This is a genomic window from Saccharospirillum salsuginis (assembly GCF_014651855.1).
Classification (GTDB): Bacteria; Pseudomonadota; Gammaproteobacteria; order Pseudomonadales; family Natronospirillaceae; genus Saccharospirillum; species Saccharospirillum salsuginis.
In genome coordinates this window covers 128,535-145,338 of record NZ_BMXR01000006.1, presented here as the reverse complement: position 1 = coordinate 145,338, position 16,804 = coordinate 128,535, and the positions used below count along the sequence as shown (strand labels likewise).

At 52.0% G+C, this 16,804-nt stretch carries 14 protein-coding genes; 4 read left to right on the top strand and 10 right to left on the bottom strand.

The window, feature by feature from the left end:
- Positions 1–286: 286 nt before the first annotated feature.
- Positions 287–1,018 (bottom strand): BRO-N domain-containing protein, encoded by a 732-nt coding sequence (locus IE111_RS12990; protein WP_189609345.1) that lies wholly within the window; start codon positions 1,016–1,018, stop codon positions 287–289.
- Positions 1,019–1,696: 678 nt separating this feature from the next.
- Between IE111_RS12990 and IE111_RS12985 the strand changes: the two genes are divergently transcribed.
- The 3 genes from IE111_RS12985 to IE111_RS12975 all read left to right on the top strand — a co-directional run bounded on the left by IE111_RS12985 (position 1,697) and on the right by IE111_RS12975 (position 5,290).
- Positions 1,697–3,130, top strand: a complete 1,434-nt coding sequence (locus tag IE111_RS12985) for an ATP-binding protein (RefSeq protein WP_189609343.1) — start codon at positions 1,697–1,699, stop codon at positions 3,128–3,130.
- Entirely contained in the window at positions 3,127–4,101 is a 975-nt protein-coding gene (locus tag IE111_RS12980; RefSeq protein WP_189609341.1) for an O-methyltransferase, read from the top strand. The genes IE111_RS12985 and IE111_RS12980 overlap by 4 nt, the downstream gene beginning before the upstream one ends.
- 70 nt (positions 4,102–4,171) lie before the next feature.
- A complete protein-coding gene (locus IE111_RS12975) occupies positions 4,172–5,290 on the top strand; it encodes a DNA cytosine methyltransferase (protein WP_189609339.1) in 1,119 nt (372 codons plus the stop codon).
- Positions 5,291–5,365: 75 nt separating this feature from the next.
- On the opposite strand, the gene IE111_RS12970 is transcribed toward IE111_RS12975, so the two are convergent.
- The 5 genes from IE111_RS12970 to IE111_RS12950 all read right to left on the bottom strand — a co-directional run bounded on the left by IE111_RS12970 (position 5,366) and on the right by IE111_RS12950 (position 11,530).
- Positions 5,366–5,581 (bottom strand): formate dehydrogenase subunit delta, encoded by a 216-nt coding sequence (locus IE111_RS12970; RefSeq protein WP_189609337.1) that lies wholly within the window; start codon positions 5,579–5,581, stop codon positions 5,366–5,368.
- A 37-nt stretch (positions 5,582–5,618) separates the two neighbouring features.
- Positions 5,619–6,404 carry a formate dehydrogenase accessory sulfurtransferase FdhD gene (gene fdhD, locus IE111_RS12965; RefSeq protein WP_373300907.1) on the bottom strand — a complete coding sequence of 262 codons (786 nt, stop codon included), beginning with the start codon at positions 6,402–6,404 and terminating at the stop codon, positions 5,619–5,621.
- Between the two features lie 118 nt (positions 6,405–6,522).
- Positions 6,523–9,405, bottom strand: a complete 2,883-nt coding sequence (fdhF, locus tag IE111_RS12960) for a formate dehydrogenase subunit alpha (protein ID WP_189609333.1) — start codon at positions 9,403–9,405, stop codon at positions 6,523–6,525.
- 2 nt (positions 9,406–9,407) lie between these two features.
- Complete coding sequence (locus tag IE111_RS12955) at positions 9,408–11,000, bottom strand: formate dehydrogenase beta subunit (RefSeq protein WP_189609791.1); 1,593 nt, start codon at positions 10,998–11,000, stop codon at positions 9,408–9,410.
- A complete protein-coding gene (locus tag IE111_RS12950; protein ID WP_189609331.1) occupies positions 10,994–11,530 on the bottom strand; it encodes a formate dehydrogenase subunit gamma in 537 nt (178 codons plus the stop codon). Before IE111_RS12950 ends, IE111_RS12955 begins: the two co-directional genes overlap by 7 nt.
- 84 nt (positions 11,531–11,614) lie before the next feature.
- Here IE111_RS12950 and IE111_RS12945 point away from each other — a divergent pair, with 84 nt between their 5' ends.
- On the top strand, positions 11,615–12,703 hold the full coding sequence (locus tag IE111_RS12945) for a substrate-binding domain-containing protein (protein WP_189609329.1): 1,089 nt from the start codon (positions 11,615–11,617) through the stop codon (positions 12,701–12,703).
- Between the two features lie 456 nt (positions 12,704–13,159).
- Here the strand turns inward: IE111_RS12945 and IE111_RS12940 are convergent, their stop codons facing one another.
- From IE111_RS12940 to IE111_RS12925, 4 genes are read right to left on the bottom strand one after another with little or no spacing between them, the layout of a single operon-like run.
- Entirely contained in the window at positions 13,160–13,468 is a 309-nt protein-coding gene (locus IE111_RS12940) for a hypothetical protein (protein ID WP_189609327.1), read from the bottom strand.
- A gap of 18 nt (positions 13,469–13,486) precedes the next feature.
- Positions 13,487–14,701 carry an MFS transporter gene (locus IE111_RS12935; protein WP_189609324.1) on the bottom strand — a complete coding sequence of 405 codons (1,215 nt, stop codon included), beginning with the start codon at positions 14,699–14,701 and terminating at the stop codon, positions 13,487–13,489.
- Positions 14,691–15,962 carry an ATP-grasp domain-containing protein gene (locus IE111_RS12930; RefSeq protein WP_189609322.1) on the bottom strand — a complete coding sequence of 424 codons (1,272 nt, stop codon included), beginning with the start codon at positions 15,960–15,962 and terminating at the stop codon, positions 14,691–14,693. Before IE111_RS12930 ends, IE111_RS12935 begins: the two co-directional genes overlap by 11 nt.
- A complete protein-coding gene (locus tag IE111_RS12925) occupies positions 15,962–16,657 on the bottom strand; it encodes a hypothetical protein (protein WP_189609320.1) in 696 nt (231 codons plus the stop codon). The genes IE111_RS12930 and IE111_RS12925 overlap by 1 nt, the downstream gene beginning before the upstream one ends.
- Positions 16,658–16,804: the final 147 nt, after the last annotated feature.

The following is a 16,804-nucleotide window of genomic DNA, read 5'->3' as shown; positions in this document are numbered from 1 at the left end:
CGTTACGCATTACCCTATGTCATGACTTCCCGGTTTTGCCAATAGCCTCACATTTTAAATCGCACCGGTGCCGACCGCGCCACTATCAACCGGCGTTGTTAGTACGCACGGAAACTGAAATGTTTAACCGAAATAGTAGAACCCGGCAAGGCTCTGATAAAGGATTCCCAGGTAGCTTGGGTCGGAAAGGATTGGCGTCAGATTTCGAGGAGAGGTGAGTGACGGAATTCATTTGGGTGACTGAACCGGGGACCGGGACACACAGCAGCCCGATCCAATGGATGCGTCAGTCGGTGCTGAACACCGGTGGCCAGTCTTTCAGTTCACTAGCCCGCATCCAGGCGACGGCCGCGCGGCTGACCAACCGGCAAAACGCCAGTTCACACCCGCGCAACCCATGCCCTTTCACAAACCCGCTCATGCAATGCACCAAACTGTGGGTGAGCGCATCCTCGGCGTCGCCCGGGTTGGTTTTAACGAGTTGGTGGGTCTGGCGGAAGAAGTGTTCGCCCTGATCGTACGACCCGACGCCAGTGTCGCCGCCAAGACGCTTAAACTGCCACCAACCGGCGTTGGCGATTTGGGTAGGGTCCTGCCGGAGGTCTTTGACGTAGTCAAGGTCGTAAAGGGTTTGGGGTGTGCGTTCCGCGGTGGGCCTGAGTGACGCTGTTCGCTCTACAGACGGGCGGGGCACGAAGGCCGGGTCGTGGACGGTGGGCATCACTTCTCGCAGCAGCCAGCGGGTAAAGCGTTTCAGGACGGGCTTGTCGGCCAGATTCATCAGCCGGTAGAGACCGGCTTCCGTAACCAGAACGGCGCCTTGCAGGCCACACGCCTCGGGCAACAGGGTACGGACCACCTCGTGATCGGCAAGACCCGCCGTCATGGCCGGTGAATCCGGCAGGTTGAGGGCGTTGATGATGTCAGTCGCTACGAACCAGATCTGGCTGGTGCGACGAATGACGTGGATGGAATGCTGTTCGAAAGTGAACGACAAGAACTGATGGGTATGATCCATTGTGGATTCCTTCTGTGTAGTGAGTTCCCTTCGCCCATTACTCTGGGTGGTATTCAGAGGGAGGGCGAACCGAGCAGAGGTACCACCACCGGCCTACACAGACACCGGCCCCCCGAAGGGGCCCCGCCCGGTCGCCCATAGCAGACAACCAGCCGCAAAAAAGGCCGCCTTGGCGACCTTCTTGGCGCTGTGTAGTGGTTTTCGGGGGTGGTAGTCCCGATGGCCGATTTTGCGACCATTACTGCATAATAAGCTACAAGCAGGGCATGTCAATGGACAATAAACCGCAATATAATGCGGCTTTCAGGGAGTGAGTTGACTTCTGGCCAAGGCGGTCACGAACGACACCTTCATGTTGCTATTAGATGACAGTTTTGCCTTAATGGCCTGGTTAGGGCGCTAGGCGAAAGGAGTAGCCACAATGTCGCTTTAACTAAAAACAAATGATACGGTCTAATTTTATTGTAGCAAATCAGTCATCGTAAGGGAGAGTCTACTCTTGAGTCCATACCTGCTATCCTCAGAGCAGAGCGTACAATCAAGACTGTACGAACACCTATACCCTTACGGAAAGCGACGCCCTACTCGCATTTGGAAAGCCTTTCTAACTAGAATTATCGACAATCTGATAGTGCACCTGCGAATACACCAAAATAACCGATACCAAGGAGCCATATAATGTCCGAGCAAGATGGGAATATAGACGTAATACAAGCATCCCCTACAAAAAGGTTCTTTGTTGATATGTTAACACGTGACATTGAACTTAATGATGCGATCCTAGACTTGTTAGACAACTGTGTAGATGGAATTCAAAGAACCATCCATAATACTGACAAAGAAACTACAGAAAGGCCGTATGAGGGATACTGGGCAAAAATTACAGTTTCAGAAGACAAATTCACAATAGAAGACAATTGCGGAGGAATTCCAAGAGACATAGCAAAAAATTATGCATTCCGTTTTGGAAGACCAGATGACCGTACTGATGGAGAAATACCAACTGTAGGTATTTATGGCATAGGAATGAAAAGAGCCATCTTCAAGATGGGCCTTTCTAGTACAATCGAATCAAAGCACGACGATGAAGAGTGCTATAAAGTAAACATAAAGCCTGAATGGTTGAAAAACGATGAAGACTGGGAGCTTAGGTTATTAGAACCGGAAGCAAACCAAGAGAATGTTGGAACCAAAATATCCATAAGCAATCTGCATGATCATATTAGAGAGAAATTTAAGCACGCCGGTGAGTTCAATGAACAACTTTCTGAATTGGTATCTACACATTACACGTATATAATCCAAAACGGATTCAATGTAATAATTGATGAGCAAATAGTCACTCCACAACCGTTAGATGTTTTAGCATCATCTTTTGATGACTATGAAAACAACCAAGGGATATTGCCATTTATTTATGAAGGCACGAAAAATGGAGTTCAAATTCGTATCGTAGTAGGCTTTTTAGCTCAACCACCTGGCGAGTCGGAAGTCGCCGAATATACTGAAGCACCAAGAAAGAAAGAGCAGGCGGGATGGACTATTATTGCTAACGACCGAGTCGTATTGTACAAGGACAGAACCAGATTAACGGGCTGGGGAACAGGTACAGTACCCTCATACCACCCTCAGTTTAGAGATATTTCAGGTGTTGTAGAGTTTTCATGTAATGATGCAGAAAAACTTCCTATCAACACTACAAAGAGAGGTCTTGAAGCAGGTGATGAACTTTACTTATATGTGAAAGATTTCATGTGTGAAGGACTGAAAATCTTCACCCAGCATACGAACATATGGAAAGGTTACAAAGAAAAAGAAAAAGAAATATTCGATTCAGCAAACGCTGCCAGCATTAGATCTGTCACCAACAACATTAAAAGTGAATTATGGGTCAACCCTAAAAAGAACCCCAATGAAAAGAAATTCATCCCCAAACTCCCTAAACCAAAGTCAGAAACTGTGGTGAGCAAGTGGATCAGGTTTTCAAAAAAGCAAAGCGACATAAAAAAAGTATCACAATACCTATTTGACAATGACGATATTGAGCCAAGCACCGTTGGTGAGAAATGTTTCGATTTAATACTAGAAGATTCTAAGGAGGATCTAGAATGAGTGGCGGCTATCTTCCATACCACTTAAGGCAAGGAAAAGCGATTGATCGCCAAATATTCATAGAGATACTCAGCAAGCTCAACAAATCTCTAAATATCAAGCATTATACATATATAGGTTTAGGAGGCCCATTTCTCGAAGACTTCAAATTGTTACATGGTCATTTTGGACTGCCAAAAATGATTAGCATAGAACTAGACCAACATGTTTTAGAAAGGCAAAAATTCAATACACCACTCTCATGTATCGAGTGCCAATTGACCACTACCGAACAGTTTATTAGTGAATATTCTTCCAACGACAATGCGATATTCTGGCTAGATTATGCATCACCAAGGGAACGATACCAACAACTATCAGAACTCTATTCCTTAGTTCAAAAATTACAAAACAATGATATAATAAAAGTCACTTTAAACGCAGACTTAAGCACACTAGGAAAACCTCAAAAAGAGCGAGGCGAAAAGCTAAAAAATTCTCGATTACACCGATTAAGAAGTCAACTTTCTGATTATCTACCCAACAATATCGACATTGATTATATGACCGCAAGAGGATTTCCAGAAGCTCTAATTAAAAGTGTAGAAAGAGTTTGCCATAAGGCAGCAGAATATACTGGGAGTGCAATATTACCAATCGGAGCTTTCACATATAAAGACGGCCAACGAATGCTGACTATTACAATGGTGAAAGTGGAAAATGAAGAATGCACTGAATTTTATAATCAGACTGATATCGAATGTTGGGAGCTTTCAAATAAAGATTGGTCAGCCCCAATTGACATCGACGTGCCTTCCCTTTCTATTAGAGAAAGACTTTGGCTGGACAAGAAACTGCCAACCGAAATTGAAACTATTGAAGATGAGTTAGGATTTCAATTTGACAGTGATGCTGAGAAATCATCAGAATTGATCAATAACTATAAGAAATTTTATAGGTACTACCCACAATTCAGTAGAGTATTGGTATAATGGCCCACTCAACGATCGACAGGCATCGAAGAACCATGTATAATCGAAAAAAATAGCTGAGATATTTCGAATGAAACACCAAATCATTGACCTCTGCTCCGGATGCGGAGGTTTTAGCCTGGGAGCAGAGAAAGCAGGCTTTCAGGTTAAGATTAGTGTTGACGTGGATAAAACATTACATTCTAGTTTTAACTTAAACTTTCCCAGCGCTAATACATTGAATGCTGACATAGGTTCATTCACCAAGGCACGATGGAATAGTATTACAAATGGCGAGAGGCCGACAGGTGTAATTGGTGGCCCTCCGTGTCAAGGCTTCAGTAGAATAGGAAAGAGAGAGATAGGTGATCCGCGAAATGCAGTTGTTGGCATGTTTTTTAAAAACATCAATATTCTAAAGCCAAAGTTTTTCGTAATGGAAAACGTGGAAGGCATACTTGACGAAAGAAACCGTAAAATTCTTTTTGACTCCATAGAGTCGGTAAGTAAAAAATATATTATTGTTGGACCACTTGTTGTAAATGCTCGTGATTACGGTGCAGCCACAAATCGAAAACGAGTAATTGTAATAGGAATTGACCCCAATGAAATGGATTTGATCAATGAAAATGAAATAATCAATACATCGACACTTAAATATTGTTCGGTTTCCGATGCCATTTCAGATCTTCCTTCGCCAACGTTTTCCAATGAAACTATCAACAACTTCCGGTGGAGCAAATATCACAGAAATTACACTGCATTATCTAAATACGTCAAAAAAATTAACTTATTACCAAACACCTCCTTGGGCTGGGATTTTGCTTTATCTCAAATTAGTAATGGCTATATATCTGGTAATTCAGCAACAAAACACACTAAAGAAGTAGTTCAGCGTTTTAAATACGTAGCACCAGGCAAATCCGATACAGTAAGTCGTTTCCCAAGATTGGAATGGAACGGACAATGTCCTGCACTAAGAGCTGGAACAGGGAAGGAGAAGGGTTCCTTTCAATCAATGCGCCCTATACACCCATCAGAACCACGCGTAATTACAGTTCGCGAGGCTGCGCGGTTGCAAGGCTTCCCAGATTGGTTTGTTTTTCATAACACTATATGGCATAGCTTTAGAATGATAGGCAACAGCGTTTCACCACTTATGGCCGAGAATATTTTAAGAATCATTTATAAAAAACTCTCCATAAATTGAATGTGCACTACTATATCAAGGAAGATCCCCCATACTTATATCTATAATGCATGTTTAATAGTTAACTTGTAGATGCTATAGCCGGAGAATTGCCTTTTCGGCTATCTTGACTAGCTCGTTACCGTTACTAGAGCTCAAGTACTCCTTAATTATTATTTTCATAGGTCTAGCCCAGAATTTTTTTACATGGGCAACAACAGCATCGGCGGCTGCATCGCTATCTCCATTGCTGGGAGTATTTTCCGCAATCTGATTTATCATCTTTACCAAAGTTTCAGTTTGATTACTCATATCTCAACTCATATAAGTTAGACAGCTCCAGTCCCACTCAGCAGTACGCCACCTGCCGCCCATTCCGGGCAAAACCGGTCAACCGAACCCCATAGTGCTTAGCCTGCTGCACCGCCATACTCGAAGCCCCACTCACAGTCACCAGTGCACCCAAGTCACACTGCGCGGCCTTGGCGATCAATTCAAAACTGGCCCGACTTGAAAGCAACAGGAACCCGGCGTCGGTGTTCACGCCCTGGCTGTGCAAGCCGCCAATCAGTTTATCCAACGCATTATGCCGCCCCACGTCCTCCCGCACGAGCTGAATTTTGCCCTGTTCGTCGCACCAGGCAGCGGCATGGATGGCGCCGGTCATCTGTTGCAACGGTTGGTACTGCTTGAGCTGGTTCAGTGCGGTTTGTATGGCGTCGGCACTGGGTTGCGGTCTGGGCGTTACCTTGGGTAGGGGGCGCATCACCTGGTCCAGTGAGGCTTTGCCGCAGAGGCCGCAGCCGGTTGGGCCGGCCATGTTGCGGTGTTGTTGTTTGAGGGCGGCTTGTCGGGCGCCGTGGATGTGTAGATTGAGCTCTATGCCTTGGTCGCCGTGGTCGGTGATGTTCAGGTCGTAGAGTTCTTTTGGGTGTTGGATGATGCCTTCGGTTAGGGTGAAGCCGAGGGCGAAGTCTTCGAGGTCGGTTGGGGTGACCATCATTATGGCGTGGGTTTGGTTGTTGTAGGTTAGGGCTATTGGGAGTTCTTCGGCTAGGGTGTCGTCGTTGGTTGTTTCTTGCCAGTTGGTTTGGGATGGGGTTTGTTGGTCGCCCTCTCCCCAGCCCTCTCCCAGAGGGAGAGGGGGCTTTACGGAGGTTGCTTTAGTGCGGCGGCGGACGGTTACCTTTTGGATTCTGTAGCCGGTTCGGCCTGTTTCGTTCAGTGCTTTTATCGCCATGGTTTTTCCGCTCTTATTTCAGCACCGGTTCTTCGTCTATGGGGTTGGTTTTGAGGAAGCCCCATTGTTTTTCGTGCTGTTCCAGGTGGCGTTGTTGCCAGGCGCTGGGTTTGGCGACTTTTTCGCATTGCACGGCCGTTACTTTGTATTCGGGGCAGTTGGTGGCCCAATCGGAGTTGTCGGTGGTGATGACGTTGGCGCCGCTGACCGGGTGGTGGAAGGTGGTGTAGACCACGCCCGGTTGCATGCGGGTGCTGATTTTGGCTTGCAGCACGGTGTTGCCGGCTCGGCTGGTTAGGCCGATCCAGTCGCCGTCGTTTATGCCGCGTTCTTCGGCGTCGTGCGGGTGGATCTCGAGCCAGTCTTGGTCGTGCCAGGTTTGGTTGTCGGTGCGTCTCGTCTGGGCGCCGACGTTGTATTGGCTGAGGATGCGGCCGGTGGTCAGCAGCAGCGGGAAGCGGCGGTTGGTGCGTTCGGTGGTCGGCACGTAGTCGGTGAGTACGAATTTGCCTTTGCCGATCGGGAAGTCTACTTCGTGCATGATCGGGGTGCCGTTCGGGTGCTCGTCGTTGCACGGCCATTGGATGCTGCCAAGTTCGTCCAGCTTCTGGTAGGTCACGCTGTGGAAGCTGGGCGTGAGGGCGGCGATCTCGTTCATGATCTCTTCCGGGTGGCTGTAGTCCATCCGGTAGCCGAGGGCGTTGGCAAGGTCCTGGGTGACCTGCCAGTCTTCCTTGCCGGCGAGCGCGGGCATCACTTTGCGCACGCGGTTGATGCGGCGTTCGGCGTTGGTGAAGGTGCCGTCTTTCTCCAGGAAGGAGGAGCCGGGCAGCAGGACGTGGGCGTATTTGGCGGTCTCGTTCAGGAAGAGGTCCTGCACGATCAGGCATTCGAGCGAGCTGAGCGCCTGTTCCACGTGCTGGGTGTTGGGGTCGGACTGGGCGATGTCTTCGCCCTGCACGTACAGGCCCTTGAAGCTGCCGTCGATGGCGGCGTCGAACATGTTGGGGATGCGCAGGCCGGGTTCGTTGTCGATTTTAACGCCCCAGGCGTCTTCGAAGGCTTTGCGCGGGCCGTCCTGGGAGACGTGCTGGTAGCCCGGCAGTTCGTGCGGGAAGCTGCCCATGTCGCAGCTGCCCTGGACGTTGTTCTGCCCACGCAGCGGGTTCACGCCCACGCCTTCGCGGCCGATGTTGCCGGTGGCGAGCGCGAGGTTGGCGATGCCCATCACCATGGTCGAGCCCTGGCTGTGTTCGGTCACGCCCAGGCCGTAGTAGATGGCGCCGTTGCCGGCATTGGCGTACAGGCGCGCGGCTTCTCGCACCTGTTCGGCCGGTACTCCGGTGATCTCTTCGGTCGCTTCCGGGGAGTGGCGTTCCTCGCGGATGAAGGCGTTCCAGGCGGCGTATTCGCCGGCGTCGCAGCGCTCGGCGATGAAAACGCGGTCTTCCAGGCCTTCGGTCACCACGACGTGGGCCATGGCGTTCACCAGGGCGACGTTGGTGCCCGGGCGCAGCGGCAGGTGTATACCTTCACCGCCGTGCGGGGTTTTGAGCAGGTCGATGGAGCGCGGGTCGGCGACGATGAGCTTGGCGCCTTCGCGCAGGCGGCGGCGCAGTTGCGAGCCGAACACGGGGTGGGCGTCGGTCGGGTTGGCGCCGATTACGACGATGCAGTCCGCCTTCATCACGGAGTCGAACGTCTGGGTGCCGGCGCTTTCGCCCAGGGTCTGTTTCAGGCCATAGCCGGTCGGGGAATGGCAGACGCGGGCGCAGGTGTCGGTGTTGTTGTTGCCGAAGGCGGTGCGCACCAGCTTTTGCACCAGGTAGGCTTCTTCGTTGGTGCAGCGCGAGCTGGTGATGCCGCCGACGCTGTCCTGGCCGTATTTGGCCTGAATGGCTTTGATGCGATCAGCCGCAAACTGGATCGCCTCTTCCCAGCTCACTTCACGCCAGGGTTCGTCGATGTGGTTGCGGATCATCGGTGCGGTCAGGCGGTCCGGGTGGGTGGCGTAACCGAAGGCGAAACGGCCCTTCACGCAGGAGTGGCCGTGGTTGGCCTGGCCGTCCTTGAACGGGACCATGCGCACCACGGTGTTGCCTTTCATCTCAGCCTTGAACGAGCAGCCGACGCCGCAGTAGGCGCAGGTGGTCACCACCGAGTGTTCCGGCTGGCCCTGCTCGATGACGGAGTTTTCCATCAGGGTCGCGGTCGGGCAGGCCTGGACGCAGGCGCCGCAGGAAACGCATTCGGAGTCCATAAAGTCTTCATCCTGGCCGGCGGCGACGGTGGAGTCGAACCCGCGGCCGTCGATGGTCAGCGCGAAGGTGCCCTGCACTTCCTCGCAGGCGCGCACGCAGCGCGAGCAGACGATGCACTTGCTGGCGTCGAAGGTGAAATAGGGGTTGCTGGTATCTTTTTCGGCATCGAGGTGGTTCTCGCCCTCGTAGCCGTAGCGCACATCGCGCAGGCCGACGGCGCCGGCCATGTCCTGCAGTTCACAGTCGCCATTGGCGGAGCAGGTCAGGCAATCCAGCGGGTGGTCGGAGATGTACAGCTCCATCACGTTGCGGCGCAGCTTGGCGACGCGCTCGTTCTGGGTGATAACGCTCATGCCTTCGGCCACCGGTGTGGTGCAACTTGCGGGCAGGCCGCGCCGGCCTTCGATCTCGACCGCGCACAACCGGCAGGAGCCGAAGGCGTCGAGGTTATCGGTCGCGCACAGCTTGGGAATCTGGATGCCGGCGATGGCGGCGGCGCGCAGCACCGAGGTGCCTTCGGGCACGGTGACGGCCTGGCCGTCGATGGTCAGCGCGACGCTATGGCCGGTCTCGACCGGGGGCGGTGTGCCCAGGTCACGGTCGGTCTGGGTTTTCGGGTCGTAGATGTGCAGCATGGTCAGGCCTCCTCCGACGTCGCTTGGGACGCGGTGGTGGAATCTCGATGAAAGTCGTCCGGGAAGTACTGCAGGGCGCTGCGTACCGGGTTCGGCGTCATTCCGCCCATGGCGCAGAGGGAGCCGTCTTCCAGGGTGTCGCAGAGGTCTTCGAGCAGAATCAGGTTGTTGTCGCGGTGTTCGTTGTTGCGGATGCGGTCGATCACTTCGACGCCGCGCGTGGAGCCGATGCGGCAGGGGGTGCATTTGCCGCAGGACTCGACGGCGCAGAATTCCATGGCGAAACGGGCCTGGTCGAGCATGTCGACGGTGTCGTCGAACACGACGATACCGCCATGGCCGACCACGGCGCCCACTTCACTGAAGGCTTCATAGTCGAGCGGGGTGTCCCACTGGCTTTCCGGCATGTAGGCGCCGAGCGGGCCGCCGACCTGGACGGCGCGTATCGGCCGGCCGGAGGCGGTGCCGCCGCCGTAGTCTTCGAGCAGTTCGCGCAGGGTGTGGCCGAAGGCCAGTTCCACCACGCCGCCGCGTTCGATGTTCCCGGTCAATTGGAACGCCAGGGTGCCGCGCGAACGGCCCATGCCGTAGTCCGCATAGGCTTCGCCGCCTTCGGCCAGGATGAAGGGCACGGCGGCGAGCGTGAGCACGTTGTTGACCACGGTCGGTTGGCCGAAGGCGCCTTTTAAGGCGGGCAGCGGGGGTTTCACGCGCACCTGGCCGCGCTTGCCTTCCAGGCTGTCGAGCAGGGAGGTCTCTTCGCCGCAGATGTAGGCGCCGGCGCCGAGGCGCACTTCAAGATGGAACGCCTTGCCGGAGTTCAGCACGTTGTCGCCCAGGTAGCCCTCGGCTTCGGCGGTGGCGATGGCTTCGTTCAGGATCTGGTGGGCGACCGGGTATTCGGAGCGCAGGTAGATGTAGCCGGTGTCCGCACCGACGGCGAGGCCGGCGATGGTCATGCCCTCGATCAGCATGAAGGGGTCGGCTTCCATCACCAGGCGGTCGGCGAAGGTGCCGGAGTCGCCCTCGTCGGCGTTGCAGACGATGAATTTGCGTTTGGAGTAGGGGCTGCTGCCGGTGCGGGCGTCCGCGTCGAGCACGGTCTGCCATTTGATGCCGGCCGGGAAGGCCGCCCCGCCCCGGCCGCGCAGGCCGGAGGTTTTCACTTCGTCGACGATCTCCTGCGCGGTCTTGGCCAGCGCCTTGCGCAGGCCGACGTAGCCGCCGTGGTGGATGTAGTCGTCCAGCGAGACCGGGTCGATGATGCCGGCGCGCTCGAAGGTGAGGCGCTGCTGGCTTTTCAGGTAGGGGATCTCTTCGGTTGGGCCCTGGTACAGCGGGTGGCCCGGCTGGCCGTCGAGCAGGCCTTCATCGAGCAGGGCCGGGATGTCCTCGGACGTGACCGGGCCGTAGGCAACGCGGCCGCGGTCGGTCTCGACTTCGATGAGCGGTTCGAGCCAGAACAGGCCGCGCGAGCCGTTGCGGACGAGGTCGATGTCGCGGTCAGCGCAAGCCTGTTTCAGGGCCTCGGCGACCTCGTTGGCGCCGAGGGACAGGGCGGTGGTGTCGCGGGGCACGTAGATGCGGGTCACGATTCGGGCTCCTCCGCCAGGGGTTGCAGGGTCAGCGGTTGGGTGGTGGCCTGGTCGAGCAGGGCGTCCAGTCGTTTGGGCGTCACTCGGCCGTGAATGTCGTCATTCAGGCGCACCGAGGGGCCGGTGGCGCAGTTGCCCAAGCAGTAGACCGGCTCCAGCGTGAACTCGCCGTCCGGTGTGGTCTGGTGGTAGCCGATGCCCAGTGTTTCCTGCGCGTGGGCTTCCAGCGACCGGCAACCGCGCGCCTGGCAGGCTTCAGCCCGGCACACCTGCAAGCGGTTGCGGCCGACGGGGTGGGTGTTGAAGTCGTGGTAGAAGCTGATAACGCCGTGCACTTCGGCGCGGGTGATCTGCAACCCTTCGGCGATGAGCGGCACCGCCGCCTCGGGAATGTACCCGAGCCGGTTGCGAATGCTGTGCAGAATCGGCAGCAGCGGGCCCGGCTTGGCCTTATGCGCCGCCACCTCTACTTGAATCCAGTCCCGGGGGAGGTCCGCCCCGGCGGATGAATCTTGCGCTGATATATGCATAATTGTTCTTATCCGGCACGGATGATTTTTATCGTCTGATGCTGAAAATAGCACGCTTATGGGCCCCTACCAATATGAAGCACGATGCATAAGAAGAAGCTCAGCATCACCCCCAGCTGGGTGTTCCGGACCGAGACCGACGAGCTGTTCGACCCGGTCCTGTTCCGCCTGCTCAAGAGCATTCGCGACACCGGCCGGCTGACCGTGGCCGCCCGCGAGGCCGGTGTGTCCTACCGCCACGCCTGGAACCTGATCAACCGTGGAGCGGACTTTTTCGACCTGCCGCTGGTGCGCAAACGCAAGGGCCAGGGCACGGAACTGACCCCGCTGGGTGAGGTGTTATTGTGGTCCGAACAACGCATTAAGGCGCGACTGGGGCCGCAAATAGACAGTATGGCGTCGGAACTGAACATCCAGCTGCAGCAGTTGTTCGAGGGCGCCCACCCGGTGCTGCGGCTGCACGCCAGCCACGGGTACGCCGTCGCCCTGCTGCCGCGCTATCCGGACCGGCTGGAACTCAAGCTGCAATACTGCAACACGCGTGAAGCGCTGGCGGCGTTGAACCGGGGCGAGTGCGACCTGGCGAGCTTCCACCTGCCCACCGACTCGGCCCTCGCCGAACAGACGCTGAATTACTACCACGATGACCTGCAGGCGGCGGACCTGAAGGTGATCCGCTTCGTGACCCGCAAGCAGGGGCTGATCGTCCCTCGGGGTAATCCGAAAGGCATTGAGGGGTTGAAGGACCTGGCTCGGCCCTTCTCGAATCAAAAGCTGCTGTTCATCAACCGGGACCGGGATTCCGGCACCCACCGGCTGTTTTCCATGCTGTTGAACGAAGCGGACATGACATCGGCCGACCTGCACAACGCCGACCAGGAGGAATACACCCACACGGCCGTTGCGGCTTATGTGGCGTCCGGTATGGCGGATGTTGGTTTTGGTGTGGAAGCGGCGGCGCGCCAGTTCGATCTGGATTTTATTGAACTGGCGAGTGAGCACTATTTACTGATCGGGCATGAGGAACGGCTGCGACAGGCGACCATGACTCAGTTGCTGGACCTGATGGCAGCGCCGGATTTTATCGACGCCATCAACGAGTTGCCGGGGTATGCGCCGGATCAGTGCGGGGAGATTGTTACGTTGGAGAAGTTGTTGGCGGCTGATGGTTAGCCATTGGTCAAAACGTTAACGGGATGTCGACGCCGTACATCTGCGATTCGATACTCACGCTTCTTCCTTGCCTGAGTTCTACAAAGAACGACTGCTAGCGCTGACAAATCGGTTCAAAATAAAGACGCCGTCATCGTCACCAAGGCGCATCAGTTTCGTACCCAAGAAAAGAACCACGCGGATGCGTTTGAGCGAACTCGGCAGTTTATTCTTGGTGCGATAACCGCGAAAAAGCATGGTGGCCGACAAAGCAATCACCCAAGAAGCAATCCAAGCGTATGAATAAGAAAACTCAGCGTGGCAAAACGAAAGAGTTGTGTGGGTAGCTGCGATTAGATTGATAAATCAGTGTTTTGAGTGGCTCCTTTCAAGCCCGGAGCCATCAAATCGCCATCATACCCAGGCACTTTTTCAATTAGACATCCCCCCCCCCAGGGTCTGTCAATCAGCGACCTATTAAATTACAGGCGCACCATTCTTCACCCGCGCTTCGGGCACAAGCAGTACGGGTTCCTTATTATTCAGTATTGCTATAAACCGGGCATTACTGGTGATTCCGAACATCGTTTTAATTTCCACATTCACTTTTATAGGAACCTGCTTTCCGATGAGTTCCTCCACTTTGTAAAAACTCGCCAAGCTTGTGGCTATGTGGTAATCCCTGTCGCTGCTTTTCAAGGTTACATGAAACAACCGATCGGTTTTTTCAACTTTTTTGACGTCGATAATTTCCGCCATCAGTATTCCAAGGTCTTCTTCTTTCATTTTTTTAACGCCTTTCTCTCAATAAGATGGTTTTGCGGAATCCGATAGCTTTTCCTGGGTAATGAGATAAACGCCATATACAACAAAAGCAACGAATGTTGTGAAGCTTAGAAGCAAATACCCGGTGGGGCTACCATACATTTCCACTAGATTGGTAACCAACCAGATCAAAGCGATCTGTATCACCATCGAGGCCATCATCCAAGTCGAAAAAACTCGTCCATACACGACCGATGGAATGACTTTCATTGATTGGCTTGATATAACAATTCTGATGGCCGAACTTGAAATACCAAACAACGCATAACAAAGCCAAAGTAAACCTACACTTCTCGTTAATGCCAACACAGACAACACCGAGACACTGCACATGAAAAAGCCGTTTGTTAACACGCTTTCTTTCAAGGCTAGCTTAGCAAAGGCGGCGATAATGAATCCAGAAAGCAGCGCCCCTATTCCATATAGCATCTCCGCAAAACCAAATTCGATCGATCCAAGCGATAGGTGGTCGCTAATATACTCAGGAAGGACAGCATTGGATGCGATAGTGACAGAAAACGGAATAAACAAAGCCAAACCTAGAAGGAACAATCTTCTGTTAGAAAACTGGAAAGCCAATCCTTCCCTGATTTGAGCCCAAGTATTTTCTGTTTTTTCAGATATCGATGATGTCTGGGGTTCAACAGGAAGAATGGCTATAAAACTCAGCACGAACACCAATATATTTAAAATCGATATTAGCTGAAAACCATAATGCGCCAACAGATAGCCACAAACGGCGGCGCTAAAAAAATTGCCACACTGAAGTGCTATCTCCAATATGGAATTGGACTGGGTATATTTTTCCGGTGACAGGCACTCCTTAATTAATGCCCTTGAAGCAGGCATGTAAAAAGCCCAACCCGCACCACTGGCAATCGCAATCACAAAAACGGCATATAGCGAGTTGTCATAAAATACATTGACTGCAAAAAATAAAAGAAAGCTAAAAGCTCTTATAAAGTGGCACCACAATAGAATGATTTTCTTATTGTGACGGTCTGCCATGGTCCCACTAAAAGGTAATGCAATTAGCGCACTAAAAACGAATGTCATCATGTAGTAACCGACCACGGCGCTGGAACTCGTTTTTTCAAACAAATACCAGTTAACACCAATAAAAGCCATACCGGAGCCAAATGAAGATGCAAGCTCAGATGTATATATAGAAAATACGTTTCTATTATGATTCATTAGGCACCAAGCGTTTCTGTCGCTCACAGCCTTTTAACACTGCGATCAACTCATTCTCAGACTCGGACATGAAAAGAACATGCCCTATTCGGTCGAATACATTAGACCTCGGTGTAAGTGAGCCATTACCTTCCTCCTTAAAATAGAGATCTTGAATTTGCGGGAATTCTCGCATTAAGTCATGGTATTGTTTGGCCAATTTCTCGGTGTAGGACTGGCCCATGATAAAGTGAATACCAGAATATTTGCTATACTTTCGATCTATCTTGGGTTTTATCCCAATCGCCAATTCAATCGTAGACTGATAAAGGTCTACTCCTGTGGATTTCTTTATCAAGTAGGGTATCTTGTCACCACCGAGTCGAGCCGCACACTCAATTAAGCGGGGGCCTTTATCTGTGAGCTTAACTTCACAATGAATAGGTCCTTTTTCAATACCCAAGGCCTTGCTTATGGTTTTGGCATAGCTTACAAGTTCAGTTTCGTGCTCTACGAAGTTAATCGTAGGAACTATATGGCCTGTTTCTATGAAATGAGGGGCACCAGTGGTGGCTTTTTCAGTTACAACCGAAAACAGGAACTTTCCTTCATCCAGAATACCGTCAACACTAAACTCTGGTCCAATCGCCTCCTCTTCAATCATAGCTGTTGATCTACGGTCAAAGCTGTTGTAAGAGTTAGACTTAATATGATCAAACAAATTGAATTTTTTGATCGTATTCAGCGCCTCCTTTAAATCTTCCATATCGCCTACACGTTTCACATTCAGGCTTCCGCCCAGATCTGTCGGTTTCACAATGCAGGGAAATTTGATCGCCACATCATCGAGCTTACCACTCAAACTCTCAACGCCGTTAAGATCAAAAACAGCAAAGGCTGGCTGTTCAACCCCCGCGGACTCTACCGCGTACCTCATCAAGTCCTTGTACACACATTGTTGGCCAACCTCCGGTGTAACAAAGAAGGGAAGGCCATATAGGTTTGATAGCTCAGCAGCCCGCACCATGCTTAAATCGCCACCAGGTAGGATTCCCAAGACACGACCTTTCGGCGGCAGGTCCTGCATCCAATCGGACACATTCTTATTCTTCACCACCACGAATTCAACGGCACTGCCTTTGAACTTTTCTTTCAAGTTATCCAAATCATATAAGCAGGATATAGCTACAACAGAAAGTCCCAAGGATAGCGCAGACGTTATAAACTCATCTCCTCCCGTGAATGGGTCTACGAGGATCAACATTCCTTCTTTATTCTTCATTAGATGCGATCCTTCAAAAGATGCTTCAGCTTAGGCAATAGGGGAGAAAAGTCGACATTTCTAAAATCTTCGATATGATTTCCTCGAATGGAAGGTTTACCTTTCTTTACAGCACGACTACAGACTGACTTGTGCGCCCCAAATACAGCTTTATGAGCATCGTTGGCACCTATCAAAGCCTTGGTAAAGTTTAGTGCGTGGGTATTTTCGGTCACATGGTCAGCTATCTCTTTCTCATCTTCTGAATCGATATCGCCATCCTCTAGAACTTTCGAAAGAATAGCCAATAGATCTTCAGTAAGTTGTTTTTGTTTTACGTGAAGTTCCACGAGTCTTCTGTCAGTTGGATTACCTCTTATATCTCGAGTTTCTCGGAACTTATCATAATCTGAGGAATTTATGTCCCCAAATGTGATCATTAGCTTTGAACCGGTAATCACAAAATCCGAGGACCGATTGATATATTTAGCTGATGATCCAAGGTCTCCGATTTGTCCATGCAAAACTGCACGTTTTAACAACTCTACCGAGAACTCCATCAGTCGCATCAAACCCTGGGAACCAGATTCCCAGCGGTCTTCAATGCATGTAAAAACCCCCATAGCATTATCTGGAAAAGTAGGGGTCTCCATAGAAAAGATTTCTCTTGATCCCTGCTCGGTTTGCTGTAGTTCTTGATCCAAACTGAAGCTCATATGCTTTTTCCTTTAAGATTGTTCCATGTATCCTTAAAAGGTGCGCAAGAAGTCTGCGAGTAATGACTAGTGGAGCTGCCACCTTCTTAGGAGGCTGATGCTAAAGTTCGTTATCCCTGAGGTCCATGTAGCTGACCAAAGATATTG